This window comes from Streptomyces sp. NBC_01092 (assembly GCF_045039535.1).
Lineage (GTDB): Bacteria > Actinomycetota > Actinomycetes > Streptomycetales > Streptomycetaceae > Streptomyces.
Genome location: NZ_CP108659.1, coordinates 5,598,533 through 5,624,607 on the forward strand (window position 1 = coordinate 5,598,533; position 26,075 = coordinate 5,624,607).

General features: G+C 70.3%; 20 protein-coding genes. 8 read left to right on the forward strand and 12 right to left on the reverse strand.

The window, feature by feature from the left end; genetic code table 11:
- Positions 1-3: 3 nt before the first annotated feature.
- On the reverse strand, positions 4-750 hold the full coding sequence (locus tag OG254_RS25420; protein ID WP_405585785.1) for a TetR/AcrR family transcriptional regulator C-terminal domain-containing protein: 747 nt from the start codon (positions 748-750) through the stop codon (positions 4-6).
- Between the two features lie 133 nt (positions 751-883).
- On the opposite strand from OG254_RS25420, the gene OG254_RS25425 reads away from it, so the two are divergent.
- The 4 genes from OG254_RS25425 to OG254_RS25440 all read left to right on the forward strand — a co-directional run bounded on the left by OG254_RS25425 (position 884) and on the right by OG254_RS25440 (position 5,663).
- A complete protein-coding gene (locus OG254_RS25425) occupies positions 884-2,395 on the forward strand; it encodes an MFS transporter (RefSeq protein ID WP_405595183.1) in 1,512 nt (503 codons plus the stop codon).
- 191 nt (positions 2,396-2,586) lie between these two features.
- Positions 2,587-3,558, forward strand: coding sequence for a pirin family protein (locus tag OG254_RS25430; RefSeq protein ID WP_405585788.1), 972 nt, complete (start codon positions 2,587-2,589; stop codon positions 3,556-3,558).
- Between the two features lie 185 nt (positions 3,559-3,743).
- The gene (locus OG254_RS25435) at positions 3,744-4,454 is read left to right on the forward strand and encodes a DUF4232 domain-containing protein (protein WP_405585791.1); all 711 of its coding nucleotides are present in this window, start codon (positions 3,744-3,746) and stop codon (positions 4,452-4,454) included.
- 90 nt (positions 4,455-4,544) lie between these two features.
- Positions 4,545-5,663, forward strand: a complete 1,119-nt coding sequence (locus OG254_RS25440; RefSeq protein ID WP_405585794.1) for an AI-2E family transporter — start codon at positions 4,545-4,547, stop codon at positions 5,661-5,663.
- Here OG254_RS25440 and OG254_RS25445 read toward each other — a convergent pair.
- On the reverse strand, positions 5,573-7,759 hold the full coding sequence (locus tag OG254_RS25445) for a SpoIIE family protein phosphatase (protein WP_405585796.1): 2,187 nt from the start codon (positions 7,757-7,759) through the stop codon (positions 5,573-5,575). The two genes, OG254_RS25440 and OG254_RS25445, sit on opposite strands and share 91 nt — an antisense overlap.
- Before the next feature lie 201 nt (positions 7,760-7,960).
- Here OG254_RS25445 and aspS point away from each other — a divergent pair, with 201 nt between their 5' ends.
- On the forward strand, positions 7,961-9,724 hold the full coding sequence (gene aspS, locus OG254_RS25450; RefSeq protein ID WP_405585799.1) for an aspartate--tRNA ligase: 1,764 nt from the start codon (positions 7,961-7,963) through the stop codon (positions 9,722-9,724).
- A gap of 113 nt (positions 9,725-9,837) precedes the next feature.
- Positions 9,838-10,773 (forward strand): intradiol ring-cleavage dioxygenase, encoded by a 936-nt coding sequence (locus OG254_RS25455; protein ID WP_405585801.1) that lies wholly within the window; start codon positions 9,838-9,840, stop codon positions 10,771-10,773.
- Between the two features lie 86 nt (positions 10,774-10,859).
- Here the strand turns inward: OG254_RS25455 and OG254_RS25460 are convergent, their stop codons facing one another.
- From OG254_RS25460 to OG254_RS25485, 6 genes are all read right to left on the reverse strand, one after another.
- Complete coding sequence (locus OG254_RS25460; RefSeq protein WP_405585804.1) at positions 10,860-11,543, reverse strand: nucleotidyl transferase AbiEii/AbiGii toxin family protein; 684 nt, start codon at positions 11,541-11,543, stop codon at positions 10,860-10,862.
- Positions 11,544-11,604: 61 nt separating this feature from the next.
- On the reverse strand, positions 11,605-11,970 hold the full coding sequence (locus OG254_RS25465; RefSeq protein ID WP_030950219.1) for a PH domain-containing protein: 366 nt from the start codon (positions 11,968-11,970) through the stop codon (positions 11,605-11,607).
- Between the two features lie 85 nt (positions 11,971-12,055).
- Positions 12,056-12,532 (reverse strand): hypothetical protein, encoded by a 477-nt coding sequence (locus tag OG254_RS25470; protein ID WP_405585807.1) that lies wholly within the window; start codon positions 12,530-12,532, stop codon positions 12,056-12,058.
- Between the two features lie 157 nt (positions 12,533-12,689).
- Complete coding sequence (metG, locus tag OG254_RS25475) at positions 12,690-14,264, reverse strand: methionine--tRNA ligase (RefSeq protein WP_405585810.1); 1,575 nt, start codon at positions 14,262-14,264, stop codon at positions 12,690-12,692.
- A gap of 42 nt (positions 14,265-14,306) precedes the next feature.
- Complete coding sequence (gene metG, locus OG254_RS25480) at positions 14,307-16,022, reverse strand: methionine--tRNA ligase (protein WP_405585813.1); 1,716 nt, start codon at positions 16,020-16,022, stop codon at positions 14,307-14,309.
- 164 nt (positions 16,023-16,186) lie between these two features.
- Positions 16,187-17,569, reverse strand: coding sequence for a VWA domain-containing protein (locus tag OG254_RS25485; RefSeq protein WP_405585816.1), 1,383 nt, complete (start codon positions 17,567-17,569; stop codon positions 16,187-16,189).
- A 578-nt stretch (positions 17,570-18,147) separates the two neighbouring features.
- Between OG254_RS25485 and OG254_RS25490 the strand changes: the two genes are divergently transcribed.
- The gene (locus OG254_RS25490) at positions 18,148-20,229 is read left to right on the forward strand and encodes a PhoX family protein (protein WP_405585819.1); all 2,082 of its coding nucleotides are present in this window, start codon (positions 18,148-18,150) and stop codon (positions 20,227-20,229) included.
- Between the two features lie 10 nt (positions 20,230-20,239).
- Here the strand turns inward: OG254_RS25490 and OG254_RS25495 are convergent, their stop codons facing one another.
- Positions 20,240-21,184 carry a LysR substrate-binding domain-containing protein gene (locus OG254_RS25495; RefSeq protein WP_405585822.1) on the reverse strand — a complete coding sequence of 315 codons (945 nt, stop codon included), beginning with the start codon at positions 21,182-21,184 and terminating at the stop codon, positions 20,240-20,242.
- A gap of 172 nt (positions 21,185-21,356) precedes the next feature.
- On the opposite strand from OG254_RS25495, the gene snpA reads away from it, so the two are divergent.
- Positions 21,357-22,016: a snapalysin gene (gene snpA, locus OG254_RS25500; RefSeq protein ID WP_405585825.1), complete on the forward strand. Its 660-nt coding sequence runs from the start codon at positions 21,357-21,359 to the stop codon at positions 22,014-22,016.
- 166 nt (positions 22,017-22,182) lie between these two features.
- On the opposite strand, the gene OG254_RS25505 is transcribed toward snpA, so the two are convergent.
- The 3 genes from OG254_RS25505 to OG254_RS25515 form a co-directional block, all read right to left on the reverse strand.
- Positions 22,183-24,129 carry an FUSC family protein gene (locus OG254_RS25505; RefSeq protein WP_405585828.1) on the reverse strand — a complete coding sequence of 649 codons (1,947 nt, stop codon included), beginning with the start codon at positions 24,127-24,129 and terminating at the stop codon, positions 22,183-22,185.
- 29 nt (positions 24,130-24,158) lie between these two features.
- Positions 24,159-25,160: an endonuclease/exonuclease/phosphatase family protein gene (locus OG254_RS25510; protein WP_405585830.1), complete on the reverse strand. Its 1,002-nt coding sequence runs from the start codon at positions 25,158-25,160 to the stop codon at positions 24,159-24,161.
- Positions 25,161-25,251: 91 nt separating this feature from the next.
- A complete protein-coding gene (locus tag OG254_RS25515) occupies positions 25,252-26,043 on the reverse strand; it encodes an alpha/beta fold hydrolase (RefSeq protein WP_405585833.1) in 792 nt (263 codons plus the stop codon).
- Positions 26,044-26,075: the final 32 nt, after the last annotated feature.

Genomic DNA, 26,075 nt, shown 5'->3' on the forward strand with positions numbered 1-26,075 from the left:
CGCTCAGGATCCCGGTGTTGTGAGGCGCAGCGCCAGGCCGTCGAGGACGATGTCCAGGGCGTTCGCGAACTTTGTGTCCCGCATGGTCGCCGGGTCCGTGGTGGCGACCTCCTCCGTCTCGGCGTAGCCCTTCGCCAGGTGTTCGTGGTCCGCCACCGCCTGCTGGGCCGCGGGCATCAGCCGCGCGATGAACTCGGCCTCCGTCTCGCCGGAACGGGCGACCGTGATGAGCCAGGCGCCCTCGGTGGTGCTCATCCCGATGACGTACGACAGGACCGCGTCGATCGCCCCGCTGGGGTCCGGGAACCCGGCGGCCGTGAACAGGGCGGCCAAGCGCTCCGAGTACGACATGAGGTTGGGGCCGAGGTAGGCGAGGCCCGCCTGGCCGAGGACCGAGGACAGCCACGGGTGCCGTAGCGCCGTCGTGCGGAAGGAGTGCGCGGCCTGCGCCACGGCCGCACGCCAGTCGGGGCTGTCCGCCGGCGGTACGTGGATCTCGGCGGCGACCTCGTCGACGGCCAGCTCCATCAGCTCGTCCTTGGTGGCGACGTGCCGGTACAGGGAGGCCGCGCCGGCGTTCAGCCTGGTGGCGAGCTTGCGCATGCTCAGCGCCTCGACGCCCTCGGCGTCCAGCATCACGATCGCCTCGCGCACGATCGCGGCGCGGCTGAGCGTGGGCTGATCGGGCTCGCGCTGGGGGCGGGCCCAGACGGAGGGGATGGGGCTCTGCTTCGTCGTCCTGGCGGCCATCGACACTCCTTCACATCCCGGCGTACGGCGTTCGCATCGAGCGTACAGGAATCGATGGTTGCGAACGCTGTTCCGCTGTGCGTACAGTGTTCGCAACGAAGGAACGGTGTTCACGAACCAGGAGGGGGACGTCATGGACGTCAAGGGAACGCGTGATCCACGCCGCTGGTGGATTCTGATCGTGCTGTGCCTGAGCACGCTGGTGCTGGTCGTCGACAGCATGGCGCTGACCGTGGCGGTGCCGGTGATGACCGGGGAGATCGGGGCGAGCACGCAGGAGACCCAGTGGATCCTGGACTCCTACATCCTGGTGTTCGCGGGTCTGCTGCTCACCTCCGGCAGCCTGGGCGACCGGTTCGGGCGCCGGAAGGTGATGCTGATCGGGCTCCTGCTCTTCGGGGCGGCCTCACTGGCCGCGACCTGGTGCACCAACCCCGGCGAGGTGATCGCCGTCCGCGTCGCGATGGGTGTCGGCGGGGCGCTGATCATGCCGTCCACCCTCTCCATCCTCATCACCGTCTTCGACGAGGACGAGCGCGGCAAGGCGATGGCGGCCTGGAGTTCGGTGTCGATGCTCGGCCTGGTCGGCAGCCCGGTGCTGGGCGGTGTCCTGATCGAGCACTTCTCCTGGCAGTCGATCTTCTTCATCAACGTGCCGATCGTGGTGCTCGCGATCGTCGCCGGACTGACGCTGATGCCGGAGTCCAAGGCGCCCTGGCAGAAGGCCGATCCGCTGGGCGCGGTGCTGTCGGCGACGGGCATGACGGCCCTGGTCTGGTGGATCATCGAGCTTCCGCAGCACGGCGCGCTGGGCGGACGCTCCACGCTCACCCTGGTCGTGGCGCTCGCCTCGCTCGCCGGCTTCGTGATCTGGGAGAACGTCACCAAGTCCCCCATGGTCCCGCTGGTGCTGTTCAAGCACCGCAATTTCAGCGGCGGTTCGCTCTCCCTGGCGCTGGTCCAGATCGGCAACGGCGGTCTGCTGCTGGTCCTGACCCAGTACCTGCAGTTCGTGCTCGGCTACTCGCCGATCAAGGCGGGCCTCGCCTTCCTGCCGCTGGCGATCATGGCCCTGATCGGCAACGGCGTGGGCGTCAAGCTCGCCGCGAAGTACGGCAACCGGTGGGTGATCCTCGCGGGAATGCTGGTGATGGTGGCCTGCTTCGCCCTCATGGCCACGGTCTCGGCGGACTCCGGCTTCACGGTCCCGGCGGTGGCGCTCGGCCTCCTCGGTCTCGGCGCGGGCCTCGCGATGCCGGCCGCGGTCGGCGCGCTGATGGGCACGATCCCCGAGGACAAGGCGGGCGTCGGCTCGGCCCTGAACGACACCATCCAGCAGGCAGGCACCGCGCTGGGTATCGCGATCCTCGGCTCGCTGCTGTCGAGCGGCTTCGCGGACCGGATGCCCGAGGGGACGCCGGACGAGGCGAAGCACTCGATCGCCGGTGCGGTCGCCGGTGGCGACGCCTCTCTGATCGCCGCGGCCCGCGAGGCCTTCACCGCCTCGATGTCCACCACCTTCACGGTCAGCGCGATCGGTGTCCTGGCGGCGGCGCTGCTGGCGACCTTGGTCATGCGCGATGACCGGCAGAAGCCGCACAAGGCCGCCCGTACCACCGACGAGCAGCAGGAACTGGTCGTCTGATCCCACCGCCGCGGCTCTTCCTGACACACTGAGCCGCCGCCGAAGCACCGGATCCTCGTGACGAAGGCCGGCGCCCGCCCAGGGTGTCGGCCTTCGGCCGTGCCCGGCGGGAATGGCCGCCGGGCTTTTCCCGTTAGGGGTAGCAAGAAGTTCAACGCTCAACTAAAGTGGACGCACAAGGAGGTACCGACATGCCTGCAGTGACCGTCGAGAACCCGCTGACGCTGCCCCGTGTCGCCGCGCCCGCGGAGGCCGTGGCCCGTCCCGTGCTCGCCGTCACGACCGCGCCTAGCGGTTTCGAGGGTGAGGGCTTCCCGGTGCGCCGTGCGTTCGCCGGGATCAACTACCGCCACCTGGACCCGTTCATCATGATGGACCAGATGGGCGAGGTGGAGTACGCGCCGGGTGAGCCCAAGGGCACCCCCTGGCACCCGCACCGCGGCTTCGAGACCGTCACCTACATCATCGACGGGATCTTCGACCACCAGGACTCCAACGGCGGCGGTGGCACCATCACCAACGGCGACACCCAGTGGATGACGGCAGGCTCGGGCCTGCTGCACATCGAGGCCCCGCCGGAGTCGCTGGTCATGTCCGGCGGTCTCTTCCACGGCCTGCAGCTGTGGGTGAACCTGCCGGCCAAGGACAAGATGATGGCGCCGCGCTACCAGGACATCCGCGGTGGCAACGTCCAGCTGCTCAGCACCTCCGACGGCGGCGCGCTCCTGCGTGTCATCGCCGGTGAGCTGGACGGCCACCAGGGTCCCGGCATCACCCACACCCCGATCACGATGATCCACGCGACCCTCGCCCCGGGCGCGGAGATCACCCTGCCGTGGCGCGAGGACTTCAACGGCCTCGCGTACGTCCTCGCGGGCCGCGGCAGCGTGGGTGCGGAGCGCCGGCCGGTCCACTCGGGCCAGACGGCGGTCTTCGGCGACGGCGGTTCCCTGACCGTCCGCGCGGACGAGAAGCAGGACTCCCACACGCCGGACCTGGAGGTCGTCCTCCTCGGCGGGCAGCCGATCCGTGAGCCGATGGCCCACTACGGCCCGTTCGTCATGAACACCAAGGACGAGCTCATGCAGGCCTTCGAGGACTTCCAGAAGGGCCGGCTGGGGACGGTCCCGGCGGTGCACGGAATGTCGGAGGGCGGGCTGTAAGCCTGCCGGTCACCTCCAGAGGGTCCGGCCTCTGCCGCTCATGCGGCAGAGGCCGGACCCTTTTCGGCGTTGCATGATCACGGGCGTGTGACGGACGTAAGGGTCCTGTGCCGAGGGGAACGCGGGCCGTGGGCATGCCGTCCTGTGCCGTGTCCACATGTTGTTGCGGGGGAAGGACCCACCTCATGCGCGCTCGCGCCCGTATCTCCACCACTGCCGCCGTCTTCGCCCTCTCGGCGCTGGCCCTGACCGCCTGCGGCGGCAACGACGACAGCAAGGCGGACGGCGACAAGACGTCCGCGAGCGCCTCCGCGTCGACCGGCAGCTCCTCCGGCAACTCGGCTGGCTCGGCGTCGAAGACGAAGGGGACCGGCACGGGCGGCGGCGCCTCCACCGGCGACAAGGACACGAGCTCGGGCACCGGCGGCGACAACGGCGGCGACGGCGGTGCCACGTCGGCGTGCAGCACGAAGAACACCGAGGTCGCGTTCGTCCAGTCCGGCGAGCACGCCGGCGAGCAGGCGCCGGCCACGGGCTACATCCAGGTCACCAACACCTCGAACGCCCCCTGCACCATCGTCGGCGCCACCACGCTGACGGCCAAGGACGACCAGGGCAAGGCAGCCCCCATCGAGACGGACAACGCGGGCAACGGCACCGACGCCGTGGACGTCAAGGCCGGCGGCACGGCTAAGGCGTACGTGGCCTACACGGACGTCAACTTCGAGGGCAGCGCCTCGGGCCGTGAGGTCTGCGCAGTGCAGGCGTCCAAGGTCGAGATCGCCCTGCCCGACGACGTGGCGCGCACCGTGAACGTGACCAAGGACGGCGGCGCCGCCGGCTCCTTCAACGTGTGCACGACGGACGTCCGGGTCGGCGCGTTCGAGACCGCCTGAACGACCCTTCCGCCGGGCCTCTCGTCATCCGTCACCCGCCCGGTCCGCCCGCGCACGACAGCCTTGCCCCGCACGTGATCCGCTGGAACCGTGCAGGCCCCCACCCCGCTGCTCCCCGACCCTGTCCGGCGGCTCGCCGCCTGGTGTGTGGTCGTGTTGCTCGTCGCCGGGGTGGTCTACGTGGGGATCCGGCTGGCCGTGGAGTTCAGTACGGCCGTGGTGCCGGTGCTGCTCGCCCTGCTCGGGACCGCCCTGCTCGGGCCGTTTCACCGGCGGCTGGTGAAGGCCAGGGTGAACCGGTCCGTCGCCGCCATGCTCACCTGCGTCGCCGTCGTGGCCGTCGTCGGCGGCGCCGTGTACATCGTCGCCGCCGCGATCGTCGAGACCGGCGACCAGATCGTCGCCTCGCTCAAGCAGGCGGGCGAGGACCTCACCGAGCACTTCGGGGCCGCCGGGACCTCGCTGGACGACGTCGCCTCCAACTCCAGGGAACTGCTCACCAAGTTCGGCGGTACGGCCGCCTCCGGGGTCATCAGCGGCGTCAGCGTCGTGGGCGAGACCATCGCCATCGCCGTACTCGCGCTGCTGCTGGTCTTCTTCTTCCTGCGGGACTCCGACCGGGCGGCCGGCGCCCTGCGGTCCATGGTGCCGGGCGATGGCGGGGACGTCGTGGAGGCCATGGCCCGCCGGGCCTTCCAGGCGGTGGAGGGGTTCATGCGGGGAACCACCCTCATCGCCCTCATCGACGCCGTCTGCATCACCGTCGGGCTGTTCGTCCTCGACGTGCCGGGCGCGATCGGGCTCGGAGCGCTCGTCTTCGTGGGGGCCTACATCCCCTATCTGGGCGCGTTCATCTCCGGGGCCGTGGCCGTGCTGGTCGCGCTTGCCGACCGGGGGTTCGTCATCGCGCTGTGGGTGCTGGGGATCGTGCTGGCCGTGCAGGTGCTGGAAGGGCATGTGCTGACTCCGGTGATCCAGAGCCGGACCGTGCAGATGCACCCGGCCGTCGTCATGGTGGCGATCACCGCGGGAGCCTCCGTGGCGGGGATCCTCGGCATGCTGCTCGCCGTACCGCTCACCGCCGCCGCGTTCGGCGTCGCGCACGAACTGCGGGAGCGCTACGGCAACTCGACCTCGACTTCGACCTCGACCTCAATCCCGACCGGGCCGGAGCCGCCCACGGAACCCTCGGCGCCCACGGACTCGTAGAGCTCGAACCAGATGCTCTTGCCCTCGCCGCGAGGGTCGACGCCCCACGCCTGGGCCAGCAGCTCGATCAGCATCAGGCCCCGCCCCGACGAGGCCAGTTCTCCGGGGCTGCGCCGGTGGGGCAGGTCGTCGCTGGTGTCCGTGACCTCGACGCGCAGCCGGCGCTCGCCCGGCTCGCCCCGCACCTCGGCCAGCAGCAGGGCGTCCGCGTCGGTGTGCACGAGGACGTTCGTCAGCATCTCGGACAGCAGCAGGACCGCCGAGTCCACCTGGTCCGCACACGCCCAGTCGTGCAGCATCTCCCGCAGCTGGTGACGGGCGATCGCCACCCGCTCCGGCTCGGCCTGCGCGACGGACAGCACGGTGCGCCGGATCGCCGGGCGCAGGATCGCGGTGTCGCCGCAGCCCTCCTCCTGCCGGCGCAGCAGCAGCACCGCTATGTCGTCCTCGCGCCGATCGGCGAGCGGGCCGGTGGTGTGGTGGGAGGACGGGCCGTGGACGGCCTGGACGAGGGCGTCGGCGAGCCCCTCCAGGTCGCCGTCGTACTCCTCCAGGATCGTGCGGATGCGCTTCCAGCCGGTCTCCAGGTCGTGGCCACCGGTCTCGATCAGGCCGTCCGTGCAGATCAGCATGGTCTCGCCGGGTTCCAGGGTGATCCTGGTCGTCGGATAGTCGGCGTCCGGGTCGATGCCCAGCGGCAGACCGCCGGCCGTCGGGCGGGCCAGCACCGTGCCGTCCGTCATCCGGATCGCCGGGTCCGGGTGGCCGGCGCGGGCGATGTCCAGCAGGCCGGACGTGGGGTCGACCTCGACGTACAGGCAGGTCGCGAAGCGCAGGTCGTTCGGATCCTCGTCGAGGGCGCCGAACGTCATCCCGTGCAGGAAGCGGGAGGCGCGGGACAGGACGGCGTCGGGGCGGTGGCCCTCGGAGGCGTAGGCGCGCAGCGCGATGCGCAGCTGGCCCATCAGGCCCGCGGCCCGCACGTCATGGCCCTGGACGTCGCCGATGACCAGGGCGAAGCGGCCGCCCGGCAGCGGGATCATGTCGTACCAGTCGCCGCCGACCTGGAGCCCCCCGCCGGTGGGGACATAGCGTGCGGCGACGCCCATGCCCGGTATCTCGGGGCCCAGCTGGGGCAGCATCGAGCGCTGGAGGCCGTCCGTCAGCTCCCGCGCGGACTCGGTGGCCTCGGCGCGCGAGAGGGCCTGGGCGAGCATGCGGGCCACCGTCGTCAGCACGGACCGCTCGTCGGGGGTGAAGGCGACCGGATAGGTGAACGCCGCCATCCAGGCGCCCATCGTGCGCCCGGCCACGGTCAGCGGCAGGAACGCCCAGGACTGCCGGTCGAAGTGCGCGGCGAGCGGCCAGGTGAGCGGGTAGCGCTCCTTGTACTTCTCGGGCGACGAGAGATAGACGGCGCGGCCGGTGCGGACCACCTCGGCGGCCGGGTAGTCCGTCTCCAGGGCCATATGTGTGAAGGGGTCCTCGTCGCCGGGCTGATGGCCGTGGTGGCCGATGATCGTCAGGCGGTCGCCCGTGACGCCGAACACCGCGAGCCCGTCCGGTGAGAAGCCCGGCATCGACAGGCCCGCCGCGACCCGCAGCACCTCCGCCGTCGACCGGGCCTCGGCCAGCGCCCGGCCCGCGTCCAGCAGGAACGCCTCCCGCGAGCGCCGCCAGTCGCCGGTGACCGCGGTACGCCCCGCGGAGGTGCCCGGCACCGGCTCGGTGACCTCCTGGAGGGAGCCGGTGACCTCGTACGACCGTTTCTCGCGGTCGAAGGACGCGTGGAAGCGGCTGCGGCCGACCCGGACGACCCGGCCCCGCTCGTCCATGATCCGTACCCGTACCTCGCCGAGGGTGCCCTCGGCGACGGCCAGCTGGATCACTCCGCTGATCTCGTTCCAGTCCACCGGATGCAGCCGGGCCCGGACCTGGGCCTGGCTGAGGGTGGACTGCTCGGTGGGCAGCCCGAGCAGCCGTGCCGCCTCCGCGTCGACCGTGACCAGTCCCGTGGCGGTGTTCCAGTGCCACAGACCGGTCGCGAGGGCGGCGAGGACCTCCCCCACGGCGGGCAGGGGCTCACCAGTGCGCATTGCCCCACTCTAAGAAGAGGTGATCGAACGCTGCCACCGAAGCTGTACGGGGCACCTGGTCCGCAGGGGCCCGAAGCCGCGGCGAAATGGTGGGGAGGCGATCTTGGGCTGCCCGGTAGGCTTGGGGGGAGTTTCACGTGAAACAGTCCCTCGATTCACGGGAAACCAAGCCCCCGATCCGCGAAGACTGGATGAACGACGATGCATCGGTACAGGTCCCACACCTGCGGCGAGCTCCGCTCCTCTGACGTCGGCACCGACGTCCGGCTGAGTGGCTGGCTGCACAATCGGCGCGACCTGGGCGGCATCCTCTTCATCGATCTGCGCGACCACTACGGCATCACGCAGCTCGTCGCCCGCCCGGGCACCCCGGCCTACGAGGCCCTCGACAAGGTGACCAAGGAGTCGACGGTCCGCGTCGACGGCAAGGTCGTCTCCCGCGGCGCGGACAACATCAACCCGGAGCTGCCCACCGGCGAGATCGAGGTCGAGGTCGGCGAGGTCGAGCTGCTCGGCGCCGCCGCCCCGCTCCCCTTCACGATCAACACCGAGGACGGGGTCAACGAGGAGCGGCGCCTGGAGTACCGCTTCCTGGACCTGCGCCGCGAGCGCATGCACCGCAACATCCTGCTGCGTACGTCGGTCATCTCGGCCATCCGGCACAAGATGACGGCGCTGGGCTTCAACGAGATGGCGACGCCGATCCTGTCGGCCACCTCCCCCGAGGGCGCCCGCGACTTCGTCGTCCCCTCCCGCCTGAACCCGGGCAAGTTCTACGCCCTCCCCCAGGCCCCGCAGCAGTTCAAGCAGCTGCTGATGATCTCCGGCTTCGACCGCTACTTCCAGATCGCGCCCTGCTTCCGTGACGAGGACGCGCGCGCCGACCGCTCGCCGGGCGAGTTCTACCAGCTTGACGTCGAGATGAGCTTCGTCGAGCAGGAGGACGTCTTCCAGCCGATCGAGCAGCTCATGACGGAGCTGTTCGAGGAGTTCGGGGGCGGCCGCCACGTCACGTCGCCGTTCCCGCGGATCCCGTTCCGCGAGGCGATGCTGAAGTACGGCTCCGACAAGCCGGACCTGCGCGCCCAGCTCGAACTCGTCGACATCACCGACATCTTCGAGGGCTCGGAGTTCAAGGCGTTCGCCGGCAAGCACGTGCGCGCGCTGCCGGTGCCGGACGTCTCCGCGCAGCCCCGGAAGTTCTTCGACCAGCTCGGTGACTTCGCGGTCTCGCAGGGCGCCAAGGGCCTGGCCTGGGTCCGTGTCGCCGAGGACGGTTCGCTGTCCGGCCCGATCGCCAAGTTCCTCACCGAGGAGAACGTCGCCGAGCTGACCAAGCGCCTGTCGCTGGCCGCCGGGCACGCCGTGTTCTTCGGCGCGGGCGAGTTCGACGAGGTCTCGAAGATCATGGGCGCGGTGCGGGTCGAGGCCGCCAAGCGGGCCGGGCACTTCGAGGAGGGCGTCTTCCGGTTCTGCTGGATCGTCGACTTCCCGATGTACGAGAAGGACGAGGAGACCGGCTCGATCGACTTCTCGCACAACCCCTTCTCCATGCCGCAGGGCGGTCTTGAGGCCCTTCAGACCCAGGACCCGCTGGACATCCTGGGCTGGCAGTACGACATCGTCTGCAACGGCGTCGAGCTGTCCTCCGGCGCGATCCGGAACCACGAGCCGGAGATCATGCTGAAGGCCTTCGAGATCGCGGGCTACGACCGCGAGACCGTCGAGGAGAAGTTCGCCGGCATGCTGCGCGCGTTCCGCTTCGGCGCCCCGCCGCACGGCGGCATCGCCCCCGGCGTCGACCGCATCGTGATGCTGCTGGCCGACGAGCCGAACATCCGCGAGACCATCGCCTTCCCGCTCAACGGCAACGCCCAGGACCTGATGATGGGCGCGCCGACGGAGCTGGACGAGGCGCGGCTGAAGGAGCTGCACCTGTCGGTGCGGGGGCCGCAGCCCAAGTAGTCGGCTGAGTGAGGGGCCCGGAACCGTGATCGGTTCCGGGCCCTTTCAGGTTCCACAGGTAACCACAGCCCACACCCATGCCGCTTACAGCGCTCTTACCTAGCGTCCTGGCCATGACGGGAAACCACACGGCCCAAGAGCCGAAGCACAAAAGGGATCTGACGCGCCGCAAGGTCGTGGTCGCCGGAGCGGGAGCCGCCGCAGCGGTGGGCGTGGGCGGCACGCTGGCCGCCGGCGCGTTCGCGGGAGAGTCCGGGGCGAAGGGCGCGCAGGCCTCGGCGAGCAGCACCTCCACGGCCGGGGAAACCTGCTACAAGCTCACCTCGGAGACCACCGAGGGCCCCTACTACATCGACGCGGACAAGCTCCGCCAGGACATCACCGAGGACAAGGAGGGCATCCCGCTCACCCTTCGCCTCAAGGTGATCGACGCCGATACGTGCAAGCCGGTCGGCAACGCGGCCGTGGACATCTGGCACTGCGACGCGCTGGGCCTGTACTCGGGCTACGAGAGCTTCTCGGGCGGCGGCTCAGGCGGCACCCCGCCCACCGACGCCCCCTCGGGCACCCCCACCGACGTGCCGTCCGGCACCCCGACCGGTGAGCCGCCGTCCGGCGGCGGTGGGGGCGGGCACGAGGAGCCGACCAGCGACACCCGCTATCTGCGCGGCACCTGGCGGACCGACCGCAAGGGCTTCGTCACGTTCAAGACCGTCTTCCCCGGCTGGTACCAGGGCCGCTGCGTCCACATCCACACCAAGGTGCATGTGAGCGGCGAGTGGACGGACGCCGGCTACGAGGGCGGCACCACCTGCCACACCGGCCAGTTCTTCTTCGACGAGGAGTCCGTGCTGGCCTCGGCGGAGGTGGAGCCGTACTCGACCTCGACGACCGAGCGCACCACGCTCGACGAGGACACGATCTACGACCAGAGCGGGACGACCGGCGGTCTGCTGAAGCTGAAGTACAAGAAGAACGACATCGCCAAGGGCGTCCTCGCCACCCTCACGGTGGGCGTCGACCCGGAGGCCACCCACACCGGAACCTGACCGGCGGAAGTACGAGATGCGGGGCGGATGCGTGCGGTACACGCATCCGCCCCGTCGTCAGAGGCGCCGGTGACAACCAGCCGGTGTCACTCCTCCTCCGGCGGCGGCCTGAGTGCCTCCTCCTCCAGCAGGCGCTCCGCGATGTCGTCCGCCCATGCCCGCACCCAGCGGCGCAGGTCCGGGACGTCCTCCTCGGCCAGGTCCCGAGCCGTGAACTCACGGTCGTCCAGCAGTTCCGTGGCTTCCAGACGGGCCTGCAGGTCGGCCGGGTCGAAGTCGTCCCAGGCGTGGCGGCGGCCCTGTTCCTCCAGGTCGGGGAAGCTCCAGTGGGCCGCGGCGGCGTAGACGTCGGTCAGGTCGCGGGCGCTGCCGCGGTCGGTCAGGGCGCGGACCTTGGTACCGATGAGGTCTTCGAGGGAGAGCGCCGGACCGAGGTCGGTCATCACCGGCGGGTGCCAGAGGGCTTCCTTCACGAGGTCGACCGGGTGTTCCTTCGCGCCTTCCACGCCGGTGACCAGGAGGCGGGCGGAGAGCGGGTCGGTCTCCAGGGGGCGTACCCGCCAACCGCGTTCGGTCAGGCCGCGCTGGACCGCTGCCGCGATCCGGTCCATGGGCTCGGGTGTCTCGGTCGCCAGCTCCAGCGGCCCCCTCACCGAGCCCTCCGGCGTCAGACCGTGGGCCCGGATCGCGTACTCGCCCGCCAGGACGAGGGGATAGGGGGCGCCGAGCGCGAGGACGTCGGTCAGGAGGTGGTGGCGGAGCGGGATCATCGTGCGCCGATTATGGCGGCCCCGTCGAGGCGGACGGCCTCGGCGGGGCCGGACCGGCGGGCTACTTCGCCACGAACTGCGTAAGGATCGCCTGCACCTCGTAGATGTCCACGCCCTTGGTGAACGTCTTCTCGATCGGCGTCGGCGTCCCCGAGACCCAGATCTTCAGCTCGGCGTCCAGGTCGAAGGTGCCGGCGGTCTCCACCGCGAAGTGCGTGATGCTGCGGTACGGGATGGAGTGGTACTCCACCTTCTTGCCGGTGATGCCCTGCTTGTCGACCAGGATCAGACGGCGGTCGGTGAACAGGATGGTGTCGCGTATCAGCAGGTACGCGGCGTGCACCTGCTCACCGTGGCCCAGCAGACGGGCGAAGTCCTGCTGCGCCTGTCCCGAGTCGATGGTGTGCGCGTTACCGAAGAGCGCCATGAATGGATCCCCCCACTTGATGGCTCTACATGATCTTCGCAATGTATAGCGCGTCGGGGGTGTCCAGGCATAGGGGCGTAAACGATCAGGTGTCGTACGAACCGTCCCAGGGCGCGCCGAAGCCCAGGTTGTCGGGGTGGAGCTCGGCCCAGGGCTCGTCCTCGTCCTCGCCGGTGACGAGGCCGAACAGCACACCGTCGACGGTGAGCTGGAAGGGCCGTATCGCGATGTCCGTGTACGTACGCCGGGGCAGCCTGCGCAGCAGGGTCGCGAGGTGGGCGCGGGCGCGGGACAGGACCGAGTCGGGGCCCTGCGGGGCGCGCTGCTGCTCGGCCCAGGTGCCCGCGCACCAGATGTCGGAGTCGCGGTACCGGCCCTCGGCGTCGAAGGTGTGCAGCACCGCGTAGAGGCGTTTGTGCTCTTCCCAGCCGCTGTCGAGGTCGAAGTCCTTGGGAAAGGCATAAGTGACCGATCCCATGAACTGCCCGTCCGCGTAAAAGCCGATCGCGTCGGTACGGCCGTGCGGCTCGTAGGCGATCGGGATGACCTCAGGGACTGCCATGGCGGAAACCATACGGTCGCGCGGGGGGACATGGTGGCGCCGGGGTGGGATCGATGCCAACAGGATGGACAACATCCGCGTGATGTCCCCGAGTTGGGCACGGATCGGTCAAGAAATTCACGACAGCCTTCGGAAGCCGACGCGGATACCGGGGTCCTCAGGCAGCCGGGGCCTCTTCCAGACGCGGGAAGAGGACCGCGCCTTTCGTGACCGTGGAACCGGCCGGGAGCCTGCCCCAGTCGCCGGAGTCCTGGATCCGCTGATCCGCGAGGGCGCCGAGGGACGCCTCTGCGCCCAGGGAGGCCCAGAGCTTCCCAGAGGTCTCGGGCATGACCGGGTTCAGCAGGACGGCGATGGCCCGGAGGGACTCCGCGGCGGTGTAGAGGATGGTGGCGAGGCGGGCTCGGCCCTCGGCGGAATCGTCCTTGGCGACCTTCCAGGGCTGCTGCTCCGTGAGGTAGCCGTTGACCTGCTTGATGAAGTCGAAGATCGCCAGGATGCCGCCCTGGAAGTCCAGCTCCTCGCCGATCCTGCGGTCGGCCTCCGCGGCGGCCCTGGTCAGGCCGTCGTGGATGGACTGCTCCGCCGTGCCGTCGGCCGTCGACGCGGGCAGCTCGCCGTCGAAGTACTTGCCGACCATCGCGGTGACACGGGAGGCGAGGTTGCCGTAGTCGTTGGCCAGCTCGCTGGTGTAGCGGGCGGAGAAGTCCTCCCAGGAGAACGAGCCGTCCTGGCCGAAGGCGATCGCGCGCAGGAAGTACCAGCGGTACGCGTCCACGCCGAAGTGCGAGGTCAGGTCCTGCGGCTTGATGCCGGTCAGGTTGGACTTGCTCATCTTCTCGCCGCCGACCAGCAGCCAGCCGTTGGCCGCGATCCGGCCGGGCAGCGGCAGGCCGTTCGCCATCAGCATCGCTGGCCAGATGACCGCGTGGAAGCGGAGGATGTCCTTGCCGACGAGGTGGACGTCGGCCGGGAAGGTCGACTCGAACTTCTCCGGGTTCTCGTTGTAGCCGACGGCCGTGGCGTAGTTGAGGAGGGCGTCCGCCCAGACGTAGATGACGTGGTCGTCGTCCCAGGGGACCTTGACGCCCCAGTCGAACGTCGAGCGGGAGACGGAGAGGTCCTGCAGGCCGCCGCGGACGAAGTTCACCACCTCGTTGCGGGCCGACTCCGGCTGGATGAAGCCGGGGTTGGCGTCGTAGTGGGCGAGGAGGCGGTCACCGTACTCGCTGAGCTTGAAGAAGTAGTTCTCCTCCTTGAGGAGGTCCACCGGGCGCCGGTGGATCGCGCAGAGAAGGGTGCCGTCCTCCGCCTCGATCAGCTCGCCGGGGAGCTTGTACTCCTCGCAGGCGACGCAGTACGGGCCCTCGTAACTCCCCTTGCGGATCCGACCGTTGTCGTACAGATCCTGGAAGAACTCCCGCACCCGGTCCGTGTGCCGCTTCTCCGTCGTACGGATGAAGTCGTCGTTCGAGATGTCGAGGTGCTGCCAGAGGGGCTTCCAGGACTCCTCGGCCAGCCGGTCGGCCCAGACCTGCGGCGGCACGCCGTTCGCCTCGGCCGTCCGCAGGATCTTCTGACCGTGCTCGTCGGTCCCCGTGAGGAACCAGACGTCCTCGCCGCGCCCACGGTGCCAGCGGGCGAGGACGTCCGCCGCCACCGTGGTGTAGGCGTGGCCCAGGTGCGGGGCGTCGTTGACGTAGTAGATGGGGGTCGTGACGTAGTACGTCATGACCTCACTCCATCACACCGCGTCGACCGGCCTCATCTGCATTTACGCCGCCTCGCCGCCGAAGCGCTCCTTGTACGCCTCCAGGTCCTCGTCGGTGAGCTTGGCGAAGAGGACCGGGGGGACGGTGAAGGGGGTGCCGACGGGGACTGCGGTCAGGGACTTCGCCTCGTCCGGGCTCACCCAGGTCGCGGTGTCGTCCTTGAGGGCGAAGGCCTGGCGCATGGCGGCCGACGTCGACGGGATGAAGGGCTCCGAGACCACCGCGTAGAGGTGGATCAGGTTCATCGCCGTGCGCAGGGTGAGAGCCGCGCCGTCCTTGTCGGTCTTGATCTCCAGCCAGGGGGCCTTCTCCTCCAGGTAGGAGTTGCCGGCCGACCACAGGGCGCGCAGGGCGGCGGCCGCCTTGCGGAACTGGAGGGCCTCCATCTGCTCCTCGTACTCGGCGAGGAGGCGGGAGATCTCCTCGCCCAGCTTCGCCTCCGCCTCGCCGGGCTCGCCGCCCGCCGGGACCTCCTCGCCGAAGCGCTTCTTGGAGAAGGACAGGACGCGGTTGACGAAGTTGCCGAGGGTGTCGGCCAGGTCCTTGTTCACCGTGGCCGTGAAGTGCTCCCAGGTGAAGGAGGAGTCGTCGGACTCGGGGGCGTTGGCGATCAGGAAGTAGCGCCAGTAGTCGGCGGGGAGGATCTCCAGGGCCTGGTCGGTGAAGACGCCGCGCTTCTGGGAGGTGGAGAACTTTCCGCCGTAGTACGTCAGCCAGTTGAAGGCCTTGACGAAGTCGACCTTCTTCCAGGGCTCGCGGATGCCGAGTTCGGTGGCCGGGAACATCACCGTGTGGAACGGGACGTTGTCCTTCGCCATGAACTGCGTGTAGCGGACGTCGGTGTCGACGTCGTACCACCACGACTTCCAGTCGCGGGTCGACGGGTCGAGGTCCGACCACTCCTTCGTCGCGCCGAGGTACTCGATCGGGGCGTCGAACCAGACGTAGAAGACCTTGCCCTCGGCCGCCAGCTCCGGCCAGGTGTCCGCCGGGACAGGGACGCCCCAGTCCAGGTCACGGGTGATCGCGCGGTCGTGCAGGCCCTCGGTCAGCCACTTGTGGGCGATGGAGGAGGCCAGGTGGGGCCATACGCCGTCGTGCCGGGCGACCCACTCCATGACCTCGCGCTGGAGCTTGGACTGGAGGAGGAAGAGGTGCTTGGTCTCGCGGACCTCCAGGTCCGTGGAGCCGGAGATCGCGGAGCGGGGGTTGATCAGGTCGGTCGGGTCCAGGACGCGGGTGCAGTTCTCGCACTGGTCGCCGCGGGCCTTGTCGTAGCCGCAGTGGGGGCAGGTGCCCTCGACGTAGCGGTCCGGGAGGAAGCGGCCGTCGGTGGGGCTGTACACCTGGCGGATCGCCCGCTCCTCGATGAAGCCGTTCTCCTGCAGCTTGCGGGCGAAGTGCTGGGTGATCTCTACGTTCTGCTCGCTGGAGCTGCGGCCGAAGTAGTCGAAGGCGAGGTCGAAGCCGTCGTAGACCGCCTTCTGGGCGTCGTGGGCCTGCGCGCAGAAGTCCGCCACGGGGAGGCCCTGCTCCTTCGCGGCGAGCTCGGCCGGGGTGCCGTGCTCGTCGGTCGCGCAGATGTAGAGGACTTCGTGGCCGCGCTGGCGGAGGTACCGGGAGTACACGTCCGCCGGGAGCATGGACCCCACCATGTTGCCCAGGTGCTTGATTCCGTTGATGTACGGAAGGGCGCTGGTGATGAGGTGTCGAGCCATCGGGGGCTGCTCCCAGGTCGGTGTTCGTGCTTCTTGCTTCTTGTTTCTTGCTTTTCGCTGCTTTGCGAACCTTGAAATCGTAGCCGACATGGGTGGGCCGCCCGCTTCCCGTTTCGAGGTGTGGGAAGGGGCGGCCCGGGGTGCTCTTCGGTGGTTTTCGGTGGTTACGGGCGCCAGGTCGCCAGGATGCCCTCGTAGATCTCCGCGTCCGTGAGTTCCTTCGGGGTCTCGCCGGCGAGGAAGTGGGACGTGTTGTCCAGCTTCAGCTTGCGGAGGTAGTCGAAGGCTTTGTTCTCCGGGTCGCCGAACGCGACGAAGGAGAAGAACACGGTGGGGTGGGTCTTCGCGGCCTCGGTGAGGGCGTGGGTGGCGGGGGTCTTGGCGTCGGGGGCGCCGTCGGTCTGGAAGACGACCAGGGCGGGGGTGTCGGGGGCGGTCTTGGTGTGGTGGGTGAGGACTTCCTCTACGGCCGCGTGGTAGCTGGTACGGCCCATGCGGCCGAGGCCGGCGTGGAGGTCGTCGATCTTGTTCTCGTGGTCGGTGAGGGTGAGCTCGCTGGTGCCGTCGAGTTCTGTGGAGAAGAAGACGACGTGGATCTTCGGGTTCTCGGGGTTCTCGGGGCCCTCGGGGTCGAGGTGGGCGGCGAGGGCGAGGGTCTGCTCGGCGAGGGCCTGGGCCGATCCGTCCTTGTAGTAGGGGCGCATGGAGGCGGACCGGTCGAGGACGAGGTAGACCTTGGCGGTGGTGCCGGTGAGGTTCTGCTCGTGCAGGACGGTTTCCGCGGCCTTGTAGGCGGTGAGGAGGCCGGCGGGGAGGGAGGGGGCCGTGGCTGTGGCCTCGGCTTCGCCTTCGGCGTCGGTGTTCCCACCCGCACCGCCCGTGCGGGTTTCGTCGTCGGCCGCGGGTGGCCCCTGTGGGGCGTCATCGCCGTCGGCGGCTGCGGGGGTGTCGGTGGTGGCCGTGGCCTCCGCCTCGGCTTCGCCTTCGGCGTCGGTGTTCCCACCCGCACCGCCCGTGCTGGTTTCGTCGTCGGCCGCGACTGGCCCCTGTGGGGCTTCCTCGCCGTCGGCGGCCACCGGCTCCTCTACGGCCGGCTCCGGCTCGGTGTCGGGTGCGACCTCGGCGACCGGCTCCTCCGCGACCGGGTCGGGCTCCGGTTCCGGTTCCGGTTCCGGCGTCGGCTCCTCGGTCACGGCTGCCGGAGCGGGCTCGTCGGCGACGACCTCTTCGACGGCCGGGGTCTGCGCGGCAGGCTCGACCGCGGCCTGCTCCTCGGCGACCGGCTCGACGACCGGCTCCTCGACAGCGGGCGCCTCTGCGGCCTGCTCTTCGGCGACGGTCTCTTCGACGGCCGGGGTTTCCGCGACCGGCTCCTCGACCGCCGGCTCCTCGATCACCGGCGTCTCCGCAACCGGCTCCTCGACCGCCGGCTCCTCGATCGCCGGCGTCTCCGCAACCGGCTCCTCGACGACCGGCTCTTCGACGGCCGGCGTCTCCGTAACCGGCTCCTCGACCGCCGGCTCCTCAATCACCGGTTCCTCAGCCATCGGGGTTGCCGAAACCGGCTCCTCGACCGCCGCCGGCTCTGGAACCGTCACGTTGTTGAATGCTGCTGAGACCAGCTCGTGCTCGTTCTTCTCCGGGGCCGGCGCGGCCTCCGTCGGCTCCGATGCCCGTGGTTCCGGTACCTGTGCGGTGGCCGGAGGCTGGGGTTCCGGGGACGGGGAGGGGACCGTCGGGCGCGGTGCCGGCGAAGGCGTCGTCGCACCCTCTGCTTCGGCGGCACGCTCCTTGCGTGACCGGCCGAACGCGTTCCGCAGGAGAGTGAGAATGCCCATGTGCGCAACCCTTCGCGTGAGTTGATGCCCGTATATCCCTGGCCAGGACGGACACGTAAGGTTAGCGGCCCCAGATGGTGATCTTGGGCAGGGGCGGGCACCTGGGGTCCCCATACGTCAAGGGTCACATCGCGCCGCAGGGGCGCTGCGCCGGGTACGCGCAGCAACTGCCGTACAGATACCTCCAGTTCACCTTTCGTTCATTCAAAGGCCCCGCTCCCGCACAAACGTGCCCCTACCGTCCCCCACGCTGCACTCAAGGGGAAGCAAGGGGAGTACAAAGAGCCATGCGCATTCAGTTGCCGATCGTCAGTGTCAACAATGACTCGCATCACGGTGGCCGAGCGGCCCTGACCTGCCGCTTCCGGTGTGGTGACGCCTGTTTCCACGAGGTGCCCAACACCTCCGCCAACCCGTACGTCGGTGACGTCATCGCCGACGCCCTCAGCCGCCGTACCGTGATGCGCGCCGCCGCCGTCGTCACCGCGGCCTCCGCCGTGGGCGCCTCCGCCACCGTCGCCGCCCCGAAGGCGAGCGCCGCCGAGGCCGCCGCCGACACCGCCGCCACGAGCACCCGGCACGCGTCCCGCGGTGCGCGCGGCCTGCGCTTCAGCCCCGTCGCGCCGAACACCGCCGACGCCGTGACCATCCCGGACGGCTACGCGCAGAGCATCGTCATCCGCTGGGGCGAGCCCATCCTGCGGGGCGCGCCCGCGTTCGACCCGGAGAACCAGACCGGCGAATCGCAGTCGAAGCAGTTCGGCTACAACAACGACTTCCTGGCGCTCCTTCCGCTGCCGGGCGAGCACGGCCGGCAGGTCCTCGTCGCCAACCACGAGTACACCGACGAAGTGCTCATGTTCCGTGGCTACGACGCCGCCAACCCGACCAAGCAGCAGGTCGAGGTCGCCTGGGCGGCCCACGGGCTGTCCGCCGTCGTCGTGGAGAACGACCACCGGACCGGCAAGCTCACGCCCGTGTCCCGGCACCCGCTCAACCGGCGTGTGACCGCCACCAGCGAGTTCAAGATCACCGGGCCCGCCGCCGGCTCCGACCTGCTGAAGACCTCCGCCGACCCGACCGGCACCAAGGTCTTCGGCACGCTCAACAACTGCTCCGGCGGTGTCACGCCGTGGGGCACCACGCTGCACGGCGAGGAGAACTTCAACCAGTACTTCGCCAACGCCACCCGCGCCACGGACAAGCGGTACGGGCTCGGGACGGGTGCGACCGAGCGTAAGTGGGAGCGGTTCGACAAGCGGTTCGACGTGGCCCAGGAGCCCAACGAGCCGCACCGCTTCGGGTACGTCGTCGAGCTCGACCCGTACGACCCCACCTCCAAGCCGCGCAAGCACACCGCGATCGGCCGCTTCAAGCACGAGGGCGCGACCGTGCGGCTGACCGACGACGGCCGTCCGGTCGTCTACTCCGGTGACGACGAGCGCTTCGACTACTTCTACAAGTTCGTCAGCAGCAAGCGGATGAAGAAGGGCAGCAGCCGGTCCGTGCGCGAGCACAACCTCTCGCTGCTCGACGAGGGCACGCTGTACGTCGCCAAGCTCACCGGTGACTCCCCGGCCATCGAGATCGACGGCACGGGCAAGCTCCCGGCCGACGGTGAATTCGACGGCAGCGGCGAGTGGATTCCGCTGGCCACGGCGACGGCGAAGGGTGCCGAATCGCACGTCGAGGGGATGACCGCGGAAGAGGTCTTCGTCTTCACGCGCCTCGCCGGTGACAAGGTCGGCGCCACGAAGATGGACCGTCCCGAGGACATCGAGCCCAACCCGCGCACCGGCAAGGTGTACGTCGCCCTCACCAACAACACCAACCGCGGTGTCGGCGCCAACGCCAAGGCGGACGAGGCCAACCCGCGCAACGCCAACAAGCACGGCCAGATCCTGGAGCTGACCGAGCGCTGGAACTGCGCCGACAGCAAGAAGTTCGCCTGGACGCTGTTCCTGGTCGCCGGTGACCCGGACGACCCGGCCACCTACTTCGCCGGGTTCCCCAAGGACGACGTCTCCCCGATCTCCTGCCCGGACAACGTCGCCTTCGACTCGCACGGCAACCTGTGGATCTCCACCGACGGCAACCAGCTCGGCTCGCACGACGGCCTCTTCGGCGTCGCCACGCGCGGTGACAAGCGCGGTGACCTCAAGCAGTTCCTGACGGTGCCGAAGGGCGCCGAGACCTGCGGTCCGCTCATCCAGGACCGCCGCGTTCTCGTCGCCGTGCAGCACCCGGGCGAGATCGACGGCGCCACGGCCGAGAAGCCGCTGAGCGCCTGGCCCGACGGTGCCGGCAAGATCAACCGCCCGGCCGTCGTGGCGGTCTGGCGCAAGGACGGCTGCGACATCGGCGTCTGAGCCGGTGCCCTTACGGGAGTGCTGGGACCGGCGGCTGCCGCTCACCGTCGTGTTCCAGCCACGCCCGGTACGCCGGCGCCTGGCGCGCCGCCTCCCAGTACGCCTCCTCCAGCGCGGGATACACCCCGTCGAGGTCCGTCTCCGTACGGGCCGCCAGGAGGAGGCGTACCCCGAGCGGGTCGCCGCGCAGGCGCCGTACCGCCATCGTGGGGCTGTCGGCGTGGGTCGGCTGGCAGACCGCGACGACCTCGCCGGTGGCGACCAGGGCGTCGGCGGTGTAGTAGTCGCCGTGCAGGACATGCGGGTTGACGCCGGCCGCGCGGAACATCCGCTGCACGGCGTCCCACTCCCCGTCCACCGTCGGGTCGACCATCCACCGGTCGTCGGCCAGGTCACGCAGGCTGACCTCGGACTTCGCCGTGGCCGGATGGTCGGTCGGCAGTGACACGAACTGCGGCTCGCGCTCCATCAACACGCGTAGGCACAGCGCGGGCGGGATCCGCAGGGGCGAGCCCTCCACCTCGTGCACGAAGGCGACGTCCAGCTGGCCGTCGGCGACCATGCGCAGCAGGGCGTTCGGCGAGACGTTCATGTGGAGGGTGGGGTCCTGGCCGTGGCCGCGCAGCCGGCGCAGCCAGCCCGCCAGTGCCTTGCTCGCGGTGGAGCCGACCCGCAGTTCCGGGCCGCCCACCGCGGCCGCCCTCGCCTCCGCCACCAGGGCACGCATATCGGCCACCAGCGGGCGGGCGCGGCTGAGGACCAGCCGGCCCAGCGGCGTGGGGCGGCAGCCGGTTCTCGCGCGCAGGAACAGCGCGCCGCCCAGCTCCTGCTCGATCCGGCGCAGTTGTGTGCTGAGCGACGGCTGGGCGACGCCCAGCTCGCGGGCGGCCCGGTGCAGACTGCCGGTGTCGGCTATGGCGCACAGCGCGCGGAGGTGTCTCACCTCGAGCTCCATGCCCTGGAAGATTAAAGCGGAATCAAAGCTTTCACCAGCCGCACAAACCCCCTCCGATCACAGCTAATCGGGGCCCCGATAGGGCGGCGCTATCACCGATTGCCATCATCACAGCGGCCACACAGCGGCAGACACTCGCCTTGACGACTCACCCCCCACCTAGGAGTCATCGATGCGCATGTCCTTTTCCCTGTCCGCCCGTTCGGCGATAGCCGTCGGTCTGGGCGTCGCGGCCCTCGGCTTCGGCACCATCGCTCCGGCGTCGGCTGCCCCGGCTCCCGACACCGCCGGCTACATCGCCAAGTCCTCGGACTCCGACGCCAGTAAGGCCTTCTTCCAGGCCGTCCTGAAGTCGGTCGCCGAGAAGCGTGCCGAGAACCCGAGCGCCGCGGCCGTCACCGTCACCTACGACGCCTCCGGGGCGCCCGCGTTCAGCGCGCAGATAGCCCGCAGCACCGAGATATGGAACAGCTCGGTGTCGAACGTCCAGCTCCAGCAGGGCTCGAACGCCGACTTCACCTACCGCGAGGGCAACGACCCCCGTGGCTCGTACGCCTCGACCGACGGTCACGGCAACGGCTACATCTTCCTCGACTACCAGCAGAACCAGGAGTACGACTCGACTCGCGTCACCGCGCACGAGACCGGGCACGTGCTGGGTCTGCCGGACCACTACGAGGGGCCGTGCAGTGAGCTGATGTCCGGTGGCGGGCCCGGTCCGTCCTGCACGAACTCGCAGCCCGACGCCAACGAGACGTCCCGCGTCGAGCAGCTGTGGGCCAACGGGTTCGCCGCCGCGATGGACAAGGCCCTGCACAAGGCCGCCCGCTAGCACCGTCACGTACCCACCCCCCACATGGCGCGGTCGCCCTCCTGCACGGGGCGGCCGCGCCGGCTTTTTGGTTCGCCCAACAGCTCGGGGGATTTCTATCTGTGGGCGGCTGCGGGGTTTCTTGTGGTTGATCGCGCAGTTCCCCGAGCCCCTTTGGGGCGCGTTTTCAGTGTGGGGAGGCGATTGCGCGTGCCGCTGCCACCTCTTGCCGTAGGGGCTCCAGGACGCTGCCGACCGGGCCTGCCAGGTCTGTGCGGACTTCGTACGGGGTCTCGGCCTTCCGTACCCCCTCCGCCAACTCCCGCAGTTGACGTACGACCTGGGTCACCTCGGCGTTGGACGGTGCGGCCGCCCCGTGGCGTACTCGCACCTGTGCCGCCGTCGTCGCGTCCACGATGCGTTCCACCGCCACGACCAGGGGCCACCATGCGGCCGCCCGGCGTCCGGTGGGCGGTGGTTCGGTCAGGGCGCGCTGGAACTCGGTGCGGATGGCGGAGAGGTCGCGGTAGAGGCGGCGGCGCATCCGGGCGCGAGCCGGCGGGTCGACCGCGGACGGGCCGAAGGCGGCCTCGACATAGCGTGCCGTGTCGTCCACGGCGTCAGCGAGCCGGTCGCCGACCCTGGTGTGCCAGCTCTCCGGCCACAGCAGATATCCGGCGACCAGGGCGATGGCGCACCCCATGAGGGAGTCGACCAGGCGGGGCAGCAGCAGCGCGGTGCCCTGGCGGTTCAGGACGTCCGACAGGAGCAGGATCACCGGCGTGATGGCGGCCGTCTGATAGCCGTACCCGCGCGGGGTGAGCGCCGGGATCAGCGGGGCGAGCAGGAGCAGCACCGGTACGTCCCACCAGCCGCGCGGCACCTCCGACAGCACCGCCGCCGCGATCACCAGACCGGCGACCGTGCCGAGGGCGCGCAGCAGCGCGCGGGAGAAGACGGAGCCGAAGTCGGGCTTGAGGACGAAGGTGATGGTGAGGGCGACCCAGTAGGAGCGGGGGACGGGGAGGATCGAGACCAGCACCTGGGCGATGCCGATGCACAGGGCCAGGCGCAGGCCGTAGCGCCAGGAGGCGGCGGACAGGGCGACGCCCCGGGCGGCGCGCGCGGCCCGGATGCTCAGCGCGGCCGGTCGGCCCAGGCGGTCGTCGATGCCTCGGGGGTCGACGTCGGGGGTGGCGACGACCTCGGCGGCGTACCTGAGGGCGTGGTCGACGGCACGGACGGTCTCCGTGGCGTCCGGGGCGGGCGGCTTCAGCCCGGTCGGGCCGGTGTAGCCGGTCTCGACGGCGGACGCGAGATGCCGTACGGCCTGCGGGATCTCCGGCGGGAGCGGGGCGGCGCCGAGGTGGGCGACGGGGGCGGCCTCGACGACCGGCGTGATCGCGTTCAACTGGGCGAGCAGGCGGGCGAGTTCGGGGCTGCGGCCGTGATGCCGGGCGCGATGGGCGAGGACGATGTCGTACGACTGGTTCAGCGACTGGGTGACGGCGTGCCGGGCGTCGTCGTACGCCTGGGTGCCGCCGCCGACGGCTGTGAGCAGCTCGGCGACCGCCCGGTAGGTGTCCGCGACCGCGGTCCGCTCCGGCACGCCCGATCTGAGCGGCCAGGCGAGCAGCGCGAGGACCAGGACGAGCAGCCCGCCGCCGGACATCAGCAGCGGCGCCAGCCACCACTCGCCCGGCATCGCAAGACCCGCGCCGACCACACAGGTCAGCAGCAGCACAAGGCCCGACGCGGAGGCGACGGCGCCGATCGTCGAGATCATCCCGGAGGCCAGCGCGACAGCGGTGACGGCGACGACGGCGACCCAGCCGCGGCCGTACACCAGGGCGCCGAGGGTGATGCCGACGGCGCCGAAGAGCTGCGGGATGGCGATGGTGGGGACGCGGACGCGGTAGGCGGCGGCGGTGTCGCTGATGACGCCGGTGAGGGCGCCCATGGAGGCGAGGGCGCCGTAGAAGGGGCGGTCGACCGCGAGGCCGATGGCCAGGGGCAGGGCGATCGCGACGGCGGCGCGGATCACGGCGGCCCGGTTGACGGGGGCCTGCTGGGCCCGCAGGTTCCGCACGAGCCAGTCGGGGGGTGTGAGGCCGATCGGGAGCTCGCGGGGCATGCGGCCCATTATGGGCACCGGTGTTCAGCTCATCGCCGCTGGTGGAGCGTGAGGTCGGCGACAAGTGCGCGGTGGTCGGTGTGCTTCAGGTCGAGGAAGCGGGTGGCGCCGACGGAGAAGTCGTCGGAGAGCAGCACATGGTCGATCTGCACGCCGAGCGTCGGTGCGGTCCGGGCCGGCCAGCTGGGCGCGCGGTCGTGGCCGGCGAGCCGGGCGGCGTCCTGCAGGCCGGTGTCCAGGATGCGGCGGAAGGCGGCGTGGTCCTGGGAGGCGTTGAAGTCCCCGGCGAGGACGAGGGGCGTGCGGTGGTCCTCGGCGGCGAAGTCCCGCAGCTCGCCGAGCTCGCGGCGCCACTCGTCGGTCCGGCCGGGCAGCGGCGGCATGGGGTGCGCCAGTTGGAGCCGTACGGCCTGTCCGCGGACGTCGGCGACGGCGCCGGGCATGGCCATGGCGCCGTCGACGCCGCCGGCGGGGTCGAGCGGGAAGCGGCTGAGGACGACCGAGCCCTTCGAACCGCCGGCGATCTGTGCCGCCCGGTGCGGATAGGCGGTGCCGAGGGCCTTCCTGAGGGTGTCGTCGCAGGTCTGCTCGCATTCCTGGACGAAGACGATGTCCGGCTTCTCCCGGCGGACGGCGGCGACCAGGGCGTCGGTCCCGTGCCCGAACTCGACGTTCGAGGTCAGTACCCGGAAGGAGGCCAGCCCGGGTCCGCCCGGCCGGCTGCTCTTGCCGTACGGCTCGATGAACCAGGCCAGCAGACCGATCAGCGCGACGGCCCACACGACGCCGAACCACCAGCGCGACAGCACGGCGAGCAGCAGCCCGAGGGTGGCGGGCACGAGCAGCCACGGGAGGAAGGCGAGCGCCTGCGGGACGGGGGTGATGCCGTCGGTGTCCGCGACCCGGCAGCCGACGATCACGCTGACGGCCAGGAACAGCAGCCCGGCCAGCCAGGCGCCGAACCGCCGCCCGGCGCGACGTCCCGGGGTGCCGTCCGGGGGCGCCGTCCACTCGGCAGCCGCAGTGTCCACGTCCCCGGCCTTCCGCTCGCGAGTGGGATGCCCGAATCCTCCCTCAAAGACGGGGGCCGTGGGGCGAAGGTTGCGTGGCGCGGGAGGAGGCTCAGTTCCGGGAGGAGCTGTCGACCTGCCGCAGGAACGCCGTCAGGGCTTCGTTGAACTCCGTCGGCCGTTCGAGGTTGGGCATGTGCGCCGCCCCCTCGATCACGCGCAGGGTCGAGTCCGGGAGGGCCGCGTGCATCGCCTCCGCGTCGGAGACGGGCGTGTAGGCGTCGTCGGCGCCCACGACGACCAGGGCGGGGACGGTGACCCGGGTCAGCAGGTCGCGGTAGTCGGGGCGTTCGGCGCGGCCGCGCAGGGCCGCCGCTGCGCCTTCGGGCGGGGTCGCCGTCATCATGCGGTGGACGTGGGCCTTGACCTCGCCCGTCGCATACGGCGCGACCATCTTCTCCAGCACCTCGTCGGCGTATCCGCGCATGCCCTCGCGCAGCAGCCGGTCCGCCATGGCGCCGCGCGTCCGCTTGCCCGCCTCGGTCTCCGCCGCCGGGAAGGTGTCCGCGAGGACCAGACCGCGGATGCGCTCGGGGAAGCGGGCGTAGCACTCCATGACGATCTGGCCGCCCATCGACAGGCCCGCCAGCACGAAGGTCTCCACCTTCAGGTCGTCCAGGAGCGCCTCGATGTCCTCGGCGAAGGCGGAGAGCGGGGTGATGCCGGGGACGACGGGGGAGGCGCCGTAGCCGCGCAGGTCGGGGGCGACGACCCGGCGTGTGGCGGCGAACGTCTCGATCTGCGGGGCCCACATCGTGCGGTCGAAGGGGTGGCCGTGGACGAGGACAAGCGGAACCGAAGGGCTATCGGCGCCTTTGTCCTCGTATGCGAGGAAAGGGGTCATGTGAACGACCCTAGATCCCCTCAACTCCTCGG